This window comes from Bradyrhizobium sp. USDA 4461, from assembly GCF_054055655.1.
Map to the genome: position 1 here is coordinate 6,011,109 of NZ_JBSRXM010000001.1, position 16,939 is coordinate 6,028,047.

General features: G+C 65.4%; 19 protein-coding genes and 1 tRNA gene. 14 read left to right on the forward strand and 6 right to left on the reverse strand.

Translation table 11 applies throughout. The annotated features are described in order from the left end of the window. Nucleotides 1–3: 3 nt before the first annotated feature. The 3 genes from ACVINW_RS28140 to ACVINW_RS28150 are packed head-to-tail and all read left to right on the forward strand — an operon-like array spanning nt 4 to nt 2,533. Complete coding sequence (locus tag ACVINW_RS28140; RefSeq protein ID WP_456754288.1) at nt 4–669, forward strand: DUF4166 domain-containing protein; 666 nt, start codon at nt 4–6, stop codon at nt 667–669. Beyond that, nucleotides 666–2,102, forward strand: coding sequence for a TIGR01777 family oxidoreductase (locus ACVINW_RS28145; RefSeq protein WP_456754289.1), 1,437 nt, complete (start codon nt 666–668; stop codon nt 2,100–2,102). The genes ACVINW_RS28140 and ACVINW_RS28145 overlap by 4 nt, the downstream gene beginning before the upstream one ends. Before the next feature lie 11 nt (nt 2,103–2,113). Beyond that, entirely contained in the window at nt 2,114–2,533 is a 420-nt protein-coding gene (locus ACVINW_RS28150; RefSeq protein WP_456754290.1) for a hypothetical protein, read from the forward strand. Nucleotides 2,534–2,557: 24 nt separating this feature from the next. Here ACVINW_RS28150 and ACVINW_RS28155 read toward each other — a convergent pair whose 3' ends face one another. Continuing rightward, nucleotides 2,558–3,415: a LysR family transcriptional regulator gene (locus tag ACVINW_RS28155; protein WP_456756520.1), complete on the reverse strand. Its 858-nt coding sequence runs from the start codon at nt 3,413–3,415 to the stop codon at nt 2,558–2,560. A 116-nt stretch (nt 3,416–3,531) separates the two neighbouring features. Between ACVINW_RS28155 and ACVINW_RS28160 the strand changes: the two genes are divergently transcribed. Next, nucleotides 3,532–3,957, forward strand: a complete 426-nt coding sequence (locus ACVINW_RS28160; RefSeq protein ID WP_456754291.1) for a tautomerase family protein — start codon at nt 3,532–3,534, stop codon at nt 3,955–3,957. A gap of 4 nt (nt 3,958–3,961) precedes the next feature. Here the strand turns inward: ACVINW_RS28160 and lipB are convergent, their stop codons facing one another. Then, complete coding sequence (gene lipB, locus ACVINW_RS28165) at nt 3,962–4,690, reverse strand: lipoyl(octanoyl) transferase LipB (RefSeq protein WP_456754292.1); 729 nt, start codon at nt 4,688–4,690, stop codon at nt 3,962–3,964. Nucleotides 4,691–4,750: 60 nt separating this feature from the next. Here lipB and ACVINW_RS28170 point away from each other — a divergent pair, with 60 nt between their 5' ends. The 4 genes from ACVINW_RS28170 to ACVINW_RS28185 all read left to right on the forward strand — a co-directional run bounded on the left by ACVINW_RS28170 (nt 4,751) and on the right by ACVINW_RS28185 (nt 7,652). Then, nucleotides 4,751–4,996, forward strand: coding sequence for a FliM/FliN family flagellar motor switch protein (locus ACVINW_RS28170; RefSeq protein WP_456754293.1), 246 nt, complete (start codon nt 4,751–4,753; stop codon nt 4,994–4,996). A 91-nt stretch (nt 4,997–5,087) separates the two neighbouring features. Continuing rightward, nucleotides 5,088–5,172 (forward strand) — tRNA-Leu (locus ACVINW_RS28175). Nucleotides 5,173–5,411: 239 nt separating this feature from the next. Next, nucleotides 5,412–6,662 (forward strand): phosphoglycerate dehydrogenase, encoded by a 1,251-nt coding sequence (serA, locus tag ACVINW_RS28180; RefSeq protein WP_456754294.1) that lies wholly within the window; start codon nt 5,412–5,414, stop codon nt 6,660–6,662. 318 nt (nt 6,663–6,980) lie between these two features. Beyond that, complete coding sequence (locus ACVINW_RS28185; protein ID WP_456754295.1) at nt 6,981–7,652, forward strand: methyltransferase domain-containing protein; 672 nt, start codon at nt 6,981–6,983, stop codon at nt 7,650–7,652. A 61-nt stretch (nt 7,653–7,713) separates the two neighbouring features. On the opposite strand, the gene ACVINW_RS28190 is transcribed toward ACVINW_RS28185, so the two are convergent. Further along, entirely contained in the window at nt 7,714–9,087 is a 1,374-nt protein-coding gene (locus ACVINW_RS28190; RefSeq protein WP_456754296.1) for a polysaccharide deacetylase family protein, read from the reverse strand. A 96-nt stretch (nt 9,088–9,183) separates the two neighbouring features. Continuing rightward, nucleotides 9,184–9,999, reverse strand: coding sequence for a polysaccharide deacetylase family protein (locus tag ACVINW_RS28195; protein ID WP_456754297.1), 816 nt, complete (start codon nt 9,997–9,999; stop codon nt 9,184–9,186). 84 nt (nt 10,000–10,083) lie between these two features. Between ACVINW_RS28195 and mgtE the strand changes: the two genes are divergently transcribed. Beyond that, complete coding sequence (gene mgtE / locus ACVINW_RS28200; protein ID WP_456754298.1) at nt 10,084–11,517, forward strand: magnesium transporter; 1,434 nt, start codon at nt 10,084–10,086, stop codon at nt 11,515–11,517. 82 nt (nt 11,518–11,599) lie between these two features. After that, entirely contained in the window at nt 11,600–11,920 is a 321-nt protein-coding gene (locus tag ACVINW_RS28205; protein WP_456754299.1) for a helix-turn-helix domain-containing protein, read from the forward strand. 913 nt (nt 11,921–12,833) lie between these two features. Here ACVINW_RS28205 and ACVINW_RS28210 read toward each other — a convergent pair. Continuing rightward, on the reverse strand, nt 12,834–13,361 hold the full coding sequence (locus tag ACVINW_RS28210; protein WP_456754300.1) for a DUF6428 family protein: 528 nt from the start codon (nt 13,359–13,361) through the stop codon (nt 12,834–12,836). 49 nt (nt 13,362–13,410) lie between these two features. On the opposite strand from ACVINW_RS28210, the gene ACVINW_RS28215 reads away from it, so the two are divergent. The 4 genes from ACVINW_RS28215 to ACVINW_RS28230 are packed head-to-tail and all read left to right on the forward strand — an operon-like array spanning nt 13,411 to nt 16,038. Beyond that, nucleotides 13,411–13,770, forward strand: a complete 360-nt coding sequence (locus ACVINW_RS28215; protein WP_456754301.1) for an ArsR/SmtB family transcription factor — start codon at nt 13,411–13,413, stop codon at nt 13,768–13,770. After that, complete coding sequence (locus ACVINW_RS28220) at nt 13,770–14,456, forward strand: aquaporin (RefSeq protein WP_456754302.1); 687 nt, start codon at nt 13,770–13,772, stop codon at nt 14,454–14,456. The genes ACVINW_RS28215 and ACVINW_RS28220 overlap by 1 nt, the downstream gene beginning before the upstream one ends. Continuing rightward, nucleotides 14,453–14,878 carry an arsenate reductase (glutaredoxin) gene (arsC, locus tag ACVINW_RS28225; protein WP_456754303.1) on the forward strand — a complete coding sequence of 142 codons (426 nt, stop codon included), beginning with the start codon at nt 14,453–14,455 and terminating at the stop codon, nt 14,876–14,878. The genes ACVINW_RS28220 and arsC overlap by 4 nt, the downstream gene beginning before the upstream one ends. Next, complete coding sequence (locus ACVINW_RS28230; RefSeq protein WP_456754304.1) at nt 14,875–16,038, forward strand: MFS transporter; 1,164 nt, start codon at nt 14,875–14,877, stop codon at nt 16,036–16,038. Before arsC ends, ACVINW_RS28230 begins: the two co-directional genes overlap by 4 nt. Here ACVINW_RS28230 and ACVINW_RS28235 read toward each other — a convergent pair. Then, nucleotides 16,010–16,915, reverse strand: coding sequence for a LysR substrate-binding domain-containing protein (locus ACVINW_RS28235; RefSeq protein ID WP_456754305.1), 906 nt, complete (start codon nt 16,913–16,915; stop codon nt 16,010–16,012). The two genes, ACVINW_RS28230 and ACVINW_RS28235, sit on opposite strands and share 29 nt — an antisense overlap. Nucleotides 16,916–16,939 lie beyond the last annotated feature (24 nt).

Below are 16,939 nucleotides of genomic sequence, written 5' to 3' on the forward strand. Positions count from 1 at the left end.
GCGATGGCGTCAGCAAGGAGATCGACCTTAAAGACCGCGCCGGCTTCCGATACCAAACTGCTCGACGATCATCGCTTCCGCGCCTTGCTGTCGGACGAGGATTGGGGCCGCCTGCCGGTCGCGATCTGGCGCCGTTTCTCGAAGCGGTTCGAGGACGGCAACACCGTCGTCTATGTCGGCGAGGTCGAGGAGGCCTCAACTAGCCGCGCCGGCTGGTGGCTGGCCCAGGCCGCGCGGCTGATCGGCGGGCCGCTTCCGACCGGCAGCGAGACCGGCGTGCCGATGATCGTCACGGTGACCGAGGATGCCGCAAGCGGCGGCCAGGTCTGGACCCGGATCTGCGCGCGCCGCGACGGCTTCCCGCAGGTGATCCATTCCGCCAAGCGCTTTGCCGGGCCGACCGGGCTCGAGGAATATGTCGGCTTCGGCGTCAGCATGGCGCTGCAGATCATGGTCGAGCACGAGGCCCTGGTTTTCCGCAGCGTCGGCTATTCGTTGCAGCTCGGTCCGGTTCGCCTGCCGCTGCCCGCATGGCTCACGCCCGGCGATCTCACCGTGACCCATTCCGATCTCGGCTGCGGCGACTTCCGCTTCACGCTGGAGATCATCCACCCGCGTTTCGGCCGGCTGCTCCGTCAGTCGGCCGTGTTCAGGGAGGCTTCGTCATGACACCGCTGCTTTGGACCCTGGTCGCCATCCAGATCGCGATGGGCGCGTTCGACACCTTCTATCATCACGAATTCACCGAACGATTGGCGTGGCGTCCGTCGCAGCGCCATGAGCTGCAATTGCACAGCGTGCGCAACATGCTCTATGCGCTGCTATTCCTCGTGCTCGGGTGGCTCGAGGTGCACGGCATTCTCGCGATCGCCGTCATGGCCGTGCTGGTCGTCGAGATCGTCATCACGCTGATGGATTTCGTCGAGGAGGATCTGAGCCGAAAGCTGCCGCCGAGCGAGCGGGTCAATCATACGCTGCTGGCGATCAACTACGGCGCCATCCTCGTGCTGCTTTTGCCGGTGCTGATCGGCTGGGCGATGCTGCCGACGGCCATCGTGCCGGCCTATGCGGGTGCCTTGAGTGCTTTTGCGACAGCCGCGGCGTTCGGTGCCGCGCTGTTCGGCGCGCGTGACTTTGCCGCGGCAAGGCGCTTGGGGCGGATGTCCAGCGTGCCGGCCGCGACGCTGGTCGAGACATTGCCGGCGCGGCAGACCGTGCTGGTCACCGGTGCGACCGGCTTCATCGGCAGCCGCCTGGTCGCAAGCCTTACCGCATCGGGCCATCAGGTGATCGCGCTGATCCGCAATCCCGCAAAGGCCGAGATGCTACCGCCGCCGGTGACGCTGATCACGCGCCTCGACCAGTTGCCGGCCAACACAGCGATCGACGCCATCGTCAATCTCGCGGGCGAGCCGATCGGCAACGGCCTGTGGAGCGAGGCCAAGCGCTGCAGGATCATCGCCTCGCGGATCGACATGACGGCCGACGTCGTCAAGCTGATCGCGCGGCTCGAGCGCAAGCCGTCGGTGCTGGTGAGCGGATCGGCGATCGGCTGGTACGGGCTTTGGCAGGACCAGGTGCTGACGGAGTCGGCGAAATCCCACGCCTGCTTCAGTCATGACCTGTGCGAGGCCTGGGAGAATGCCGCGAAGCCGGCCGCCGAGCACGGCGTGCGCGTGGCGTATCTGCGGACCGGTCTCGTGATCGGCACCGACGGCGGCTTCATCACGCGGATGCTGACGCCGTTCGAATTCGGTCTCGGCGGACCGCTCGGCTCCGGCAAGCAGTGGATGTCGTGGATCGAGCGCGACGATCTGGTGCGCCTGATCGCGCATGTGATCGCGAAGCCCGAGCTCTCTGGGCCGATCAACGCGACCGCGCCGATCCCGGTGACCAACACCAAATTCACCGAAGAGCTGGGGCGCCGCCTGCACCGGCCCGCGATCTTCCGCGTGCCTGCCGGGCTGCTCCGCACCGTGGGCGGCGATTTCGCCAACGAACTCTTGCTCGGCGGCCAGCGCGTGCTGCCGAACAAGGCGCTGAGCAACGGCTTTGTGTTCCGGCACGAAACCTTGCGCAGCGCATTCGAGGCAATCCTGTAGAGGAGGGCACGATGTCCAGCACCTGTTCGCGCGCTATCGGGGGTTGGTTGGCGGGCTGTGGCGCCGCGACTGCGGTGATCTCCGCCGTTGGCCAGACCTTTCTGATGCTGGCGTCCCACGGCGATTTTGCCCGGCTGCTCTACGGCATCGTCGTGTTGCTGCTTCCGTCGGCCGTGGTCTTCGTCATCACCTGTCTGCTCACCGCAATTCCCGCGGCGATGGTCGTCTGGTTCACTGAGGAGTTCCAGATCCGGGCCGCCGGCTTCTTCGCTTGCGCCGGCGCTGCGATCGGCGCGTTGAGCATCACCGTGCTGGTCCGCTCGCCGGCCGTCTGGACGTCGGGGCTTGTTTGTCTGTTCGTCGCGGCCGGATGTGTCGCCGGCCTGACCTACTGGTTCGTCATGGGCGAACTGGCAGCCCGCGAGGAATAGATGTGACCCATGCGGATGCTCACGCTACGCCGCAGACGCCACGCTGCGGAACGTCGCCGCCAGCGTCCGCAATGCCGCAAGCTTGGCGGGATCGCCGACTTTCGAATGCAGCATCACCTTCGACGCGCCGAGCCGCGGCAGCTTGTGCGCGGGTCCGATGTCGATCAGGCCCGGCGGCGCGATGCGGCGGACGAGGGGCGCGACGGCAAGGCCGGCGAGCGCGGCAGCCACCACCGCGGTGACGCCGCCGCCGATGAAGCTTTCGGTCCACGCGATATCAGCCTTGTCGAGCGCGCGCACGGCCAGGGCGCGCACCCCGCAAGGCGGTGCGAGGGTCGCGAGCGGCAAGGCATCGCCACGCGGCCAGACGAAACGCCTGGCGGCGAACCAGCCGAATTCGTCTTCCGTCAGTTTCTCGCCGCCACGCCGGCTGCCTTCCTGGCGCACGATCACGGCGTCAAGCTCGCCGGCATCGTAGGCATCAAGCATCGCGCGCGAGAAGCCGATCGTCACCGCGAGCGCAAGCTGCGAGGCCATCGCGTGCAGCCGCTCCAGCAGCGGCACCAACTCGGGACCTGCGGCATGGTCGCTGATCCCGAGCGTGAGCTGTTGCCGCGCCGGCCTCTCGCCGGACAGTGCGCGGTCGTGCACCTCGATCAGCGCGCGGGCGTGGTGCAGGAATGCCGCGCCATCGGCGGTCAGTCGCACCGCGCGCGGCGAGCGCTCAACCAGCCGCTTGCCGAGCACGGTTTCCAGCCGCTGCAATTTCATGCTGATCGCGGCCTGCGTGGTGCCGAGCGCCTCAGCGGCGCGGGTGAAGCCTTGCAGCTCGGCGACCAGGAGGAACGCCTGCACGGTGTCGATGTCGAGCGAGGTGGTAATGATCATAAATCGTTATCATTGCTATCAGGATAGATAAGATACCAAGATGATGCGGGAAGGTCTAGCTAAAGGAGGCGCGAATGACCCGCGCTAACCGAATTCGAGGAGATCCGATCATGCCGCTCATCACCGTCACCTATGCGACCTCGCGCCCGTCGCCGTCGCTGAAGTCCGATATCGCCGCCGCCGTGTCGGAGCTGACCGCAAAGATCCTGCACAAGGATCCCCAGGTCACCGCCATCATCGTCAAGGCCGCCGATGCTGCCGACTGGTTCGCCGGCGGCAAGTCGCTCGCCGAGCAGGGGCTCGCGAGCTACTGGCTCGACATTCACGTCAGCGAAGGCACCAACACCAAGGACGAGAAGGCGGCCTATCTCGCCGCGCTGTTCAAGTGGATGGGCGAGCTGCTCGGGCCGCTGCACACCGAGAGCTATGCCCATGTCGATGAGGTGAAGGGCGATGCCTACGGCTTCGGCGGCCTGACCCAGGAGCGCCGCTACATCGCCGGCAAGCTCGAGCTGGCGCCGCAGAAGGCGGCGTGAGGTCCTAGGACGTCGCTTCCGGCAGCCGCGCTGCGGTGTCGCCGAACACCTCGGCAAATGCCTGCCGGAGCGCGATGTCGAGATCGGCCATCGTGACCGGCAGCCCGAGATCGACCAGCGAGGTGACGCCGTAGCGCGGATCGACCACGCCGCAGGGCACGATCGCCTGGAAGTGCGACAGCTCGGGCTCGACATTGATCGCGATGCCGTGGAACGAGACCCAGCGGCGCAGCCGGACGCCGATCGCGGCGATCTTGTCTTCGAAGCCGGGGCCCTTGTCCGGGCGTTTCACCCAGACCCCGACGCGGTCCTCGCGGCGCTCGCCGCGGACGTTGAAGGCGGCCAGCGTGCGGATGATCCATTCCTCCAGCGAGGCGACATAGGCGCGGACATCCGGCCGGCGCTGTTTGAGATCGAGCATCACATAGCCGACGCGCTGCCCCGGGCCGTGATAGGTGACCTGGCCGCCGCGGCCGCTCTGGAAGATCGGAAAGCGCGGATCGAGCAGATCGTCGGCCTTGCCGCTAGTGCCGGAGGTATAGAGCGGCGGGTGCTCGAGCAGCCACACCAGCTCAGGCGCCGATCCGTCGGCGATCGCCGCCACCCGTGCGTCCATCGCGGCGAGCGAATCGGGGTAGGGCACCGGACGGTCCGCAATCCGCCATTCGACCGCTGCGCCGCGCGAAGCGCGGGCAAAGGTCGTCAGATCGAGGCTTTGGCGGTCGTTAACCATTAGCTAACCCTAACGTGGTCAGGTGAACCCACAATTTAGTTCCCGTTCGGCGGTTCAGAAGTGCCCACGCTCGATAAAGTCAGCGTCGATCTCATGGTGGTCCTCGGGACCACCACCATGCCGATTCACCAAGTCATGCGGCTGTCCCGCGGTGCCATCATCGAACTGGATGCCACCGAGGCCGACGAGGTCAAGATCCTCGCCAACAACCTCCCGGTGGCCAGCGGCGTCGTCCTGGTCGATCGCAACCGGATCGCGGTCGAGGTCAAGCAGATGCTGCCGAAATCTCCCGGTATCCGCGGTTAATTCGCGCATTAATCGCCTTGTCCCTGCATGCATGATTTGTTACATGGCCCCGTCGATGCGGCGGCGCCCTAGGGTTCCATCCGGCATCCCAGCGCTCGTGGCGGAATTGGTAGACGCGCTGCCTTGAGGTGGCAGTGGGTAACACCGTGGGGGTTCGAGTCCCTCCGAGCGCACCAATCTCATAAGACATTGATATCAAATGAGATTTCGGGGATGTCAATCCTCGCGCCGACTGGTGGAAGCCGGCATTGTCTCACGCAAGGCTGCCACTTCTGATTCATCCGTTGTTCGCGACGCTCGCGCCGTCTTTTGAACCGAGTCGGGCCGGGAAAGGCCGCGATTTGCTCGCTGATCAGCATCGCGCGTGATAGCCCTTGCGCCAACCGACTCCCCCTGAACAAGGCCAAGTCCGACGATGCTGTCTCTTCCCAAGACCAAGATCCGCGTCCTGCTGCTTGAAGGCGTCAACGATTCCGCAGTCCGGATGTTCGAAGCCAACGGCTATACCGAGCTGCAACGCCTGCCCAAGGCGCTGGGACCTGCCGAGCTCAAGCGGGCGCTGTCGGGCATTCATATGCTGGGAATCCGCTCGCGGACGCAATTGACCGCGGAGGTCCTGGAGGCGGCGGACCGGCTCTTGGTGGTCGGCTGCTTCTCGGTCGGCACCAACCAGGTCGATCTCGACGCCGCGCGGCGTCTTGGCATTCCGGTCTTCAACGCTCCTTACTCCAATACACGCAGCGTGGCCGAGCTGACCATCGCCGAGATCGTGATGCTGTTTCGCCGGATCTTTCCGCGCTCGATCTCCGCGCATGCCGGCGGGTGGGACAAGTCCGCCGAGGGCAGCCGCGAGGTGCGCGGCAAGACGCTTGGCATCGTCGGCTACGGCAACATCGGTTCGCAGCTGTCGAATCTCGCGGAAGCCATGGGCATGCGCGTGATCTATTTCGATCAGACCGACAAATTGCGTCACGGCAACACCGAGCCGGTCGAGACGCTCGATGAACTGCTCGCAGCGAGCGATGTCGTTTCGCTGCATGTGCCGGAGACGCCGACCACGGCCAACATGATCGGCGCGGCCCAGATCAGGCTGATGAAGCCGGAGGCCTATCTGATCAACAATTCGCGCGGCACCGTGGTCGATCTCGATGCGCTGGCGAGCGCGCTGCGCGAGGGCAGGCTGGCGGGTGCTGCGGCCGACGTGTTTCCGGTCGAGCCGACGTCGAACCAGGATCGTTTCGTCTCGCCGCTGCAAGGCCTGCCCAACGTGATCCTGACGCCGCATGTCGGCGGCTCGACCGAAGAGGCGCAGGATCGGATCGGCAGCGAGGTCGCGCGCAAGCTGATCGACCATTCCGACGTCGGCTCGACCTTCGGCGCGGTGAACTTTCCGCAGGTGCAGTTGCCGGCACGGCCGACCGGCACGCGCTTCATCCATGTCCACCGCAACGTTCCCGGCGTGATGCGGCAGGTCAACGACGCGGTGTCGCGGCACGGCATCAACATCCTGGCGCAATACCTGCAGACCGATGTGGAAGTCGGCTACGTCGTGCTCGAGACCGACGTGGTCGGCGGCGAGGGCGAGGACTTGCTGGCCGAGCTGAAGGCCATTCACGGCACGATCCGCGTGCGGGTGCTGTACGACCAGAACCGGCCACAAGCCTAGCGAAAGCGAGGGCGCGAAACGCGCTATCCTGGGGCCGGCAGGCTCCGGGCAGCACGCCGCCGCATTAAGGTTAGTGCGATGTAATCGCAACGTGTCGTTGAATTTCGTCTATTTGTTGCCGGGCTGGTACGAAGTCAAATTCTGTACGCGAAGACCAAGGCTGTAGCTGCAAGACCGGTGCTACTCCCTGACGTGCGCGAGAGCACCGTTGCGTTGCCGTCCGCCAATGGATGGCGTCACCACCAGGAAACTGACGCGCGCGAGCAGCCATGCTGGTCACGCAACATCGTCGCTCGCACATTCGAAGGGAGATCGCTCATGGAGCTTGTGACCAATCCGGCAACGGATCTGATCGAGTCGCTGGCGTCGAAAGTGTCCGGTCGCAACCGCGCCAGGAAATATCAGGAATTCATCGATCTGCTGCAGCCGCGCAGCACGGACACCATCATCGATATCGGCGTCACCGATACCGATTACTGGTCGACCGACAATTATCTGGCCAAGCACTATCCCTATCCGGGACAGATCACGGCCCTGACGCCCGAGAAGATGGAGCACTTCAGCAAGAACCATCCGCAGATCAAGATCGTCAATGGCGACGGCTGCGATTTGCAGTTTTCCGACGGCAGCTTCGATATCGGCTACTCGAACGCCGTGATCGAACATGTCGGCAGCCGCGAGCGGCAGATCCAATTCGTTCGCGAGATGCGGCGCGTGTCGAAGCGCGGTTATCTGACGACGCCGAACCGGCTGTTCCCGATCGAGGTCCACACCCGCCTGCCGCTGCTGCACCTCATGCTGTCCAAGCAGCAGTTCGATCGCTTCCTGGAATTCATCGGCAAGGGCTGGGCGGCGGGCGACTACATGAATCTGCTGTCGCGCAGCGAGCTGGAATCCGTTTTGCGGGCGGCCGGCGTCACCGATTATCGGATCAGGTCGATGAGCCTGCTCGGCCTGCCGCTCACTTATACCGTGACCTGGATGAACTGAGCGCGGCGAGGCGCTGGTGATCCTGCTCTGCATCGCCGAGATCGTGGCCAGCCAAGTCAGCTCAATCGGGCACGCGCTTGTTGGCCGCCGAGGCTTCGGCGCGCGGGGTGCGCCTGGCGACATGGACCGAGGCATTGCTCGCAGCCGGTGGTGCGACGCGCAACGGCGCGCCGTGGGCTCTACCGCGGACCGGAGCGGGGAGCTGATGTGCGGCCTGCCTCGGATGCGTCGTCTGGCGCGCGGAGATCGCCTGCGCGCGCGGCGCGCCGACGCCGGGGACAGTTGCCGCGCGCTGCGTGAGGCGGCGACTGCCGGCCGAGCGGGCCGCGAGCAGCGTCAGATCCAGCGCCTCGGGAACGCGAAACACATTGGCCGCCGGGATCGGCAAGGTCGAGACGGCGGCGAGCTGCGAGAGCTGCGGTTGCGGCCAGGCCGTACGGACGGGCACACCGAGGCGCGCGTGCTGGGCGTGATCGAGGATGTCGGCATCGCGCCAGTCCATGCCGGCAAACACGGGCGCAGGCAGCGTCCGCGTCGCGGTGAAGATGAAGTTCGGAATCTTCGGCCAGCGCGTGGTCGCCACCGTCTCGGTCGGAGGGTGCATGAACCACTGCTGCGGCTCGGTCGGCGTCGCCGGGCGCTCCGCCGTCGCCGGCACGACGTGCACGATGCGATAGCCGCGCTCCTTCAACGTATTGAGGATGCGCGGCAGCGCCGCGACGGTGCGCGGCTGGATGTCGTGCAGCAGCAGGATGCCCTTGTGCTTGGCCTCGATGCGCTGGATCGCGAGATCGTAAACCCGTTGCGGCGAGATGTGGCGCCAGTCGTCGGCCGGGAAGTCGGCGCTCCAGACCTGGATGCCCTGCGACGCCAGATAGGCCTCGGGGATCTCGGCGCGCATCAGGCCGGGAATCCGGAAGAACGGCGCGAGCTTGCTCTTGTCGCCGTTGAGGGCTGCGAGCGTCGAGGCGATGCCGTCGTCGACCTCCTGCTTCACCCGCTCGAGCGGCATCTTGTTCATCGTCAGCGGGTGGTTCTGGCTGTGCGTGCCGACGGTGTGGCCGGCCGCGATCAGCTTGCGCACGCCCTCCGGATTGAACCGGGCCTGGGAGCCGATGGTGAAGAAGGTCGCCTTGACGCATTGGCTGGCGAGGATGGCCAGCACCTGGTTGCTGTATTTCGGCAGCGGGCCGTCGTCGAAGGTCAGCACCACCTCGTGGTCGGCGAGCGGCAGGGTCTCCGGATACTGCATGGTGCCGATCCGCGGATGCTCCTTGGGATCGACGACGAGGGTCCGCGAGGTGCCGAGTGCGTTGGGATTGGGGCAGTCGGCGGCGAGGGCGGCATGCGGCGGCATCAAGCCGCAGCCCAGCAGCGCCGCGCCGATCACGGTCCGCGACCGCTTCCGGATCATCACCAGGACGTTTGCAATCATTAAATCCAGGCCGCATTCCAAACGCACTGACGAATCCTTAAGAAGGGCGCCATGAACGCCGCCTTAACAGTCTGTAATCCAGCTTTGGCCCCGGGTTCAATGTGTCCGGTCGGACACGGTCTTCATCGCCGGCGGGACGATGTGGACGACGTGAAAATTATGCTCCTGGAGATACCTCAGGAAGGCCGGCAGCATCTCGGCCGTTCGCATTTGCGGGTCATGCAGCAGGATAATTCCCTTCCGGTGGGCTTCGAGCCGGCCGGTGAGCAGCTTCAATTCTTCCTCGGGCGTCATCTTGACCCAGTCGCTGGCCCAGAAATCCGCCCCGAACACCGCGATACCGCGCTTTTCCAAATGGTCGAGCAACGTCGGAGTCGACTCGAAATAGGGGAACCGGAAGAACGGCGTGCTCGGAACCGTGCTGGCAGTGCCGCGCAAGGCGGCCTGGACCGCTTCGATGCCCCGGTTGATGCTCGCCTCGGCCTGGTCGGTCGGCAGCTTGTTGAGATGCGCATGGTCCCAGGTGTGATAGCCGACGGTGTGGCCAAGGCGCGCGATCTTGCGGACCATGTCGGGGTGCTCGGAGGCGTTGCGGCCGACCATGAAGAAGGTGGCCTGCACGCATTCGGTGCCCAGCGCCGCCAGCACCTTGTCGGTGACGAAAGGCGACGGTCCGTCGTCGAACGTCAGCACCACCTCGCCATCCCTGAGCGGCAGGGTCTGCGGAAAGCTCTTCAGCCCGACGCGCGGATAAGTCGCAGGATCGACCTCGAGCACACGTGAGGTGCCGAGTGCGTCCTTGCGCGGGCATTCGTTGGCTTGCGCCGCGCCGAACAGCGCGAGCGGCGCGATCGCGACCAACGTCGCCACAATGTTGAGGATCGGTCGTGGTGCGCTCGACATCTTTCTCATTGCACTGTGCCCCGCCGATTAGGTAATCCGGTCCGCATCAATCAGACCAGATTTTCCCCTCCTGTCAAACCGGCGAAACACGGCATGGCCGAGAATTTCGACGTTGCCGAGCCCGCCAAGGACCGCCCAAAGGACGACCCGCTCGCCCGGATGCCGATGCGGGACGAGGAGGGCCAGCTCCGCCCCGAATTCGTCGACGAGATCACCCGGGCGATCCACGCTGCCGACCGGCCGCTGCTGTGCGAGGTGGTCGCGGAACTGCACGAGGCCGATCTCGGCGACCTGATCGCGGCGCTGGAGCCCGACGACCGCGTCACCCTGGTCGAGATCACCGGCACCGATTTCGACTTCTCGGCGCTCAACGAGGTCGACGAGAGCGTCCGTGAGGAGATCCTCGAGGAACTCGAGCCGGAGACCGTCGCCGAGGGCGTCCGCGAGCTCGAATCCGACGACGCCGTCGAGTTGCTGGAGAGCCTCGACGAGGAGGACCAGGAAGAGATCCTGGAGAAGCTGCCGGCGGCCGAGCGCGAGGACATCGAGCGCAGCCTGCTGTATCCGGAGAATTCCGCCGGCCGGCGGATGCAGACCGAGTTCATCGCGGTGTCGCCGGACAAGACCGTCGGGCAGGCGATCGACTACATGCGCGACACGCCCGACCTGCCGGATCGATTCTACGAGATCTATGTGGTCGATGCCGACAGGCATTTGCTCGGCGCCGTGCCGCTCGACGTGCTGCTGCGCACGCGCCGCCCGGTTCCGGTCAAGGACCTGATCGACGAGGACCGTCGCCGGGTCTCCGCGCTGGAGGACCAGGAAGAGGTCGCGCGGATGTTCGGCAAGTACAATCTGGTGGCGGCTCCTGTGGTCGACACCACCGAGCGCCTGGTCGGCGTGATCACCATCGACGACGTCGTCGACGTGATCGAGGAGGAGGCCGACGAGGACCTGAAGGCGCTCGGCGGCGTCACCCATCCCGAAGAATTGTCGGACACGGTCTGGACCATTGCCCGCGGTCGCTTCAACTGGCTCTTGGTCAATCTCGCCACCGCGTTCCTGGCCTCGTCGGTGCTCGGCCTGTTCGAGGGCCAGCTCGAGAAGATGGTGGCGCTCGCGGTGCTGGCGCCGATCGTAGCGAGCCAGGGCGGCAATGCCGCGACCCAGACCATGACGGTCGCGGTCCGCGCGCTCGCCACCCGCGAGCTCGGCGCGTTCAACGCGATGCGCGTGGTGCTGCGCGAGACCATGGTCGGGCTCGTCAACGGCATCGCCTTTGCGGTCATCACCGGCATCGCCGCGGTGGCCTGGTTCAAGATCCCAGGCCTCGGCATCGTGATCGGGCTTGCGATCATCTGCAATCTGGTCGCCGGTGCGCTCGGCGGCATCCTGATTCCGATGGTGCTGGAGCGGGTGCGCGCCGACCCGGCGGTCGCCTCCGGCACCTTCGTCACGACCGTCACCGACGTGGTCGGCTTCTTCTCGTTTCTCGGCATCGCCACGCTGTGGTTCGGGCTGAAATAGCTCCCCCCCGGCCGGCCGTCTTATCGTTAATCGCGCCTTAACGGGGTTGGCGGATGATGCGCCTATCTTCAAGGGGGCCATCATGCAGCGGTTGCGGCTCAAGGCGGACGGACGGATCGTCGAATTGCGCGACGGGCAGGAAATCCCGCTCGTCCCCGCGCAGCCGGCCGAAGCGGCAATGCAGCCTGCGGCCGCCCAGCCGGCCGTGCGCGATTTGCGCCGCCGCGCCCAGCTCACCCAGCTCGAATTCGCCGCCAAGCTCGGCGTGCCCGTGGAAACCATCCGCAACTGGGAACAGGGCAAGCGCGCCCCACGCGGTCCCGCCCGCGCGCTGCTCGCGGTGATCGCGCATTCGCCGGAGACCGTGTTCGCCGCGCTGTCGAGCGCGCCGACGGCGGCTTGAAGGGGTAGGGCGCAGTTTGCCGTCATTGCGGCAATCGTCACATTCACCGGTGTCCTGGCGAAAGCCATAACCACCGCGTTTGATGATGAGCGGGACCGCGGCCGCAGCTTCGCGCAACAACTGAGATTTGGGGTAATGGATCCTGGCTTTCGCCAGGACGACGATGAGGACAGTTCTGGATTCAAGATGCCTCACAACGCGGTGTCATCACCCGCGAAAGCGGGTGATCCAGTATTCCAGAGGCGGCTGTGCTTGAGTCGAGAAGCCGCGGCGTACTGGATCGGCCGGTCCCGTCTACGCCAAGGCTTCGACGAGGCAAGCAGTCCGTGGCGCGCCGAAGCTTTAGCGGAGGCGGCGAGCCGGGCGATGACAGGTGTGGGTAGGACGCGGCTTCGCATTCTCGCGACATCATCTGTCCGAGCTTTTGCATGTCGTTTTCGCCGCCCTGAAAGCAGAGGGCGCAGGGAAAGCCGGGTGCCGATCGCACCCATGGGTCCCGCGTAATGAAAAACGCGGGAGGTAGGACCACGGGTGTAACCGGAAACAACCCGGCTTTCCCTGCGCGATGGTTTTACGGCTTATACGTGCTCGCCCCGGTGAGACTGGGCTTGTTTGTCACCGTCCTTCGCGAGAACGCTTGCGCGTTCCGCTAGGAGACACCTGCCGCTAGGGCGTCAGGTCTGCACGACTTCGCCGTCCGCCGCATCGCGCACGTCGTCAGTGCACAAGCAGCGTCCACCGCATCTCACCGCAACACTCCTGACGATGCGCAGCGCCCCTCGATCGGGTGAGACGGGCGGATTCATACACTGTGTCGGTCTGCGGATAAACCGAAATATTTTTGCTGCGGAGGCTTGACCCGTCGGGCAACTCAGTGATCGGGATTTTTGGCGCGAACCCGCTCGAACATCAATCAGCCGCAGCACGGCTGCTTGGCTGTCGGCACGCAGCAGGATTGCTGCTCCTGCAGCCAGCGGTCGCGCGGCTTGCAGCTCGACGGACGCGCGGAGAGATAGACGCGGACCGCGGTGTCGCCGGCATCCATGCGTTCCGCGCGATAGATCTGCATCGGCCGCACGCCGTCGCTGACTTCGAAGGTCAGCTTGGCTTGCGGATCGAAGCCGACGGCCTGGTCGACCTTGCGGATGATCGCGAGGAATTTCCCGGCAGCCATGTGGCCGCGGTTTTCCTCCTCGATGTCCCAGAGCTGAATGAAGGTCTCGCTCCAGCTCTCGGGATTCGCACCGCAATCGAGCCCTCTGAATGAGCCGGTCTTGACCTCGGTCACGTGGTAGCTGGGGCGGACGTCCCTTCCATCGTAGCTGAAGATCAGCGGCTTCTCCTTGTGCGCCTCGAGGCTGGATAGCAGCGCCGCAGCCGACAGCTCGTCCACCGGGAGCAGGGCGCCGACGATCGATCGGGTGTTGGCAAGCGTGTCCATGGCTGCTATCCTCATTTCAATGATTATTGAATTGTAGGATTGTCGAAATATGGAGGAGCGTCAAGCCCGAACCGCCTTTGCCGCGCTGTCGCAGGAAACGCGGCTGCGGATCGTGCGGTTGCTGGTGCAGGCCGGTCCCGGCGGGATGGCGGCCGGTGCGATCGCCGAGGCGGTCGCGGTATCGCCGTCCAACGTGTCGTTTCATCTGAAGGATCTCGAGCACGCCGGCATGATCGTGCCGCGTCGCGAGGCGCGTTCGATCATCTACTCGGCGGACTTCACCGGCTTGCGGGATCTCATCGCCTTCCTGATGAAGGATTGCTGCGCGGGCCACCCGGAAATCTGCGCGCCGGCGCTCGCCGATGCGCAGTGCAGGCCCTCCACAGCCAAGAAGAAGGCGCGTGCCTGATGCGCGACTTCGACCTGTCACGACGCCTCGCGGCCGAGGGGGTTGGTACCTTGCTCCTGGTCGCGACCGTCGTCGGCTCCGGCATCATGGCCGAGACCTTGACCAAGGACGTGGCGTTGGCGCTGCTCGGCAACACGCTTCCGACCGGCGCCATTCTGGTGGTGCTGATCACGATCTTTGGGCCGATCTCCGGCGCGCACTTCAATCCGGCGGTGACACTGGTGTTCATACTGAAGGGGGAACTCCGACTGCCGCACGCCGCGCAGTACGTCGCGGCGCAAATGCTCGGAGGAATCCTGGGTACAATGGTTGCGCACGGCATGTTCGGCCTGCCGCTGCTGGAGTTCTCGGTCAAGGCGAGGACAGGCTTTCCGCAGTGGTTTGCGGAATTCGTTGCCGCGTTCGGATTGATCGCAGCGATTCTCGGTGGCCTCCGGTTTCGCGAGGCCGCAATTCCATGGCTGGTCGGGCTTTACATCACGGCCGCTTACTGGTTCACCGCGTCCACGTCCTTTGCCAATCCGGCGGTCGCCATCGCGCGATCGTTCACCGATACGTTTTCCGGCATCAGGGCGCAGGACCTGCCGGGCTTCATCGTGGCCGAGGTTCTGGGCGCCGTGGTCGCGGCGGCATTCATGACCTGGCTGCTGCGCGGCACTGAGACCACAAAGGAAGCGATCCAATGACGATCACGATCTATCACAATCCCGATTGCGGGACGTCGCGCAACACCCTGGCCATGATCCGGCAAAGCGGGGAGGAGCCCGAGATCGTCGAATATCTCAAGACGCCTCCCGCGCGCGACACGCTGGTCGCGCTGATCGCAGCCATGGGCATGACGCCGCGCGCGTTGCTGCGCGAGAAAGGCACGCCCTATGCCGCGCTCGATCTTGGCAATCCGAAATGGAGCGACGACGAACTGATCGATTTCATGATGGCACATCCGATCCTGATCAACCGGCCGATCGTGGTCTCGCCAAAGGGCGTGAAGTTATGCCGGCCGTCCGAGGCGGTTCTTGATCTCCTCCCGGTCGCCGACATCGGCCGGTTCGTCAAGGAGGACGGAGAGGTGGTTTCGCCGAAGACGACGGGCACGCGCGCTGGATGAGCCGCCGTGCCGATAATATCCTGATCGTCGCGCTCGGCACCACGCAGACCCTTGCCTGGGCCTCGAGCTACTATCTGCCGGCCATCCTCGCGGACCCGATCGCGCGCGACCTCGGCATCTCGACGAACTGGCTGTTCGCCGCGTTCTCGATGGCGCTGGTGATCTCGGGATTGCTCGGTCCGCGCGTCGGCCGCCAGATCGACCGCATGGGCGGACGCGAAGTGCTGTGCGCGTCCAATCTCATTCTGGCGTCCGGCCTGATCCTGCTCGGGCTTGCGCAGGGCGGCGTCCTGATGGCGGTGAGCTGGCTGTTGCTCGGCGTCGGCATGGGCCTTGGCCTGTATGACGCGGCCTTCGCGGCGCTCGGGCGCATCTACGGCGATGCCGCCCGCCGCTCCATCACCGGCATCACCTTGATCGCGGGCTTTGCCAGCACGATCGGCTGGCCGCTCAGCGCGTGGGGACTGTCAACCATCGGATGGCGCTGGACCTGCTTCGGCTGGGCGGCGGCGCACATTCTGATCTGCCTGCCGCTGAATGGCTTTCTGATCCCCAGATTGAGGCGAGAGCATCGGCTCGCGGCGGACACGCCGAAGCCACATATTCCGATCGATCGTGCGATGGTGCTGCTGGCCTTCGCTTTCGCGGCCGCCTGGAGCGTCACGTCGGCGATGGCGGTGCACTTGCCGCGCATTCTCGAGTCGCTCGGCGCGACGCAAGCGCAGGCGATCGCGGCAGGCGCGTTGATCGGCCCGGCGCAGGTGGCAGCGCGCATTGTCGAAGCGAGCCTGCTGAAGCGCTTCCATCCGCTGTGGTCAGCACGCCTGGCCTGCATCACGCACCCGTTGGGCGCCTGCGTGATCGGCTTGTTCGGCGGTGGCTTTGCCGGTGTCTTCGCGCTGCTGCACGGCGCAGGGAACGGCATCCTGACGATCGCGCGGGGTACGCTGCCGCTGGCGATCTTCGGTCCAAAGGATTACGGCTACCGCCTGGGGCTGCTCGGCGCGCCGTCGCGGCTGTCTCAAGCGATCGCGCCGCTGGCATTCGGCTTCCTGATTGCACCGCTCGGCGGCTATACGCTTGCGGTCACGTCGGCTTTGAGTTTGGCTGGACTCGTGGCGTTGCTCGCACTCAAGGCCGGGAGGAGCCCTTCGCGGTAGCATCGCCACCCTTCATCCGGCGGACCGTGTCGATGAATGCCTTGATGATGGGTGAGTGGCCGCGGCCGCTGTGGTGGGCGATGCTGTACTGGGTCTTGATCGTGCGGTCGCTGATCTCGAGCGCGCGCAGGTTCGGGTGCGGCACGAATTCGAAGTCCGCGACGACGCTGATGCCGAGCCCGCGCTCGACCGCCTTCCAGACGCCCTCCCGGCTTTCGATCTCGAACACCGGCTCGATCCGGATGCCCTCGGCCTGCATCGTCGCCTCGAAGGCGCGCCGGGTGGTCGAGCCGCGCTCGCGCAGCACGATCGGCTGGTCGGCCAGCTCGCGCAGCCGGACCGACTTGCGCTTGAACCAGGGGTGATCGCGGTTGACGAACACGATCACGCGGTGGGTGCGATAGGGGATCATGGTGACGCGCGGATCTTCCGGCACCTCCGCCAGGATCGCGACGTCGGCCTCGAAGTCGACGATGTGGCGAAAGGTGCGCTCGGAATTGCCGAGCAGGGTCGAGATCTGCACCTCCGGATGGTCGCGCTTGAAGGCGGCGATGATCTCGGTGGCATGGAATGGACCGACGGTTGCAACCCGCAGATGGCCTCTGGTGGCCTTGCCATGCGCGGCCAGCAATTCGTGCGCCTCGTCGCAGAACGTCATGATGCCGCGGGTGATCTCGAACAGCGCGCTGCCTGCCTCGGTGAGCTCGGTGTGCCTGGGCTTGCGGATCAAAAGCTCGACGCCGTAGCTCTCCTCCAGCTCCTTGACCTGGATGGTCAGCGTCGGCTGGCCGACGTTGAGCACACGCGACGCCGCAGTGAAGCCGCCATGGGCGGCGACCGCATGGAAGGCGCGGAGCTGGCTGAATACTATTGACATAATCAATAGAACGCATCCGTAGAA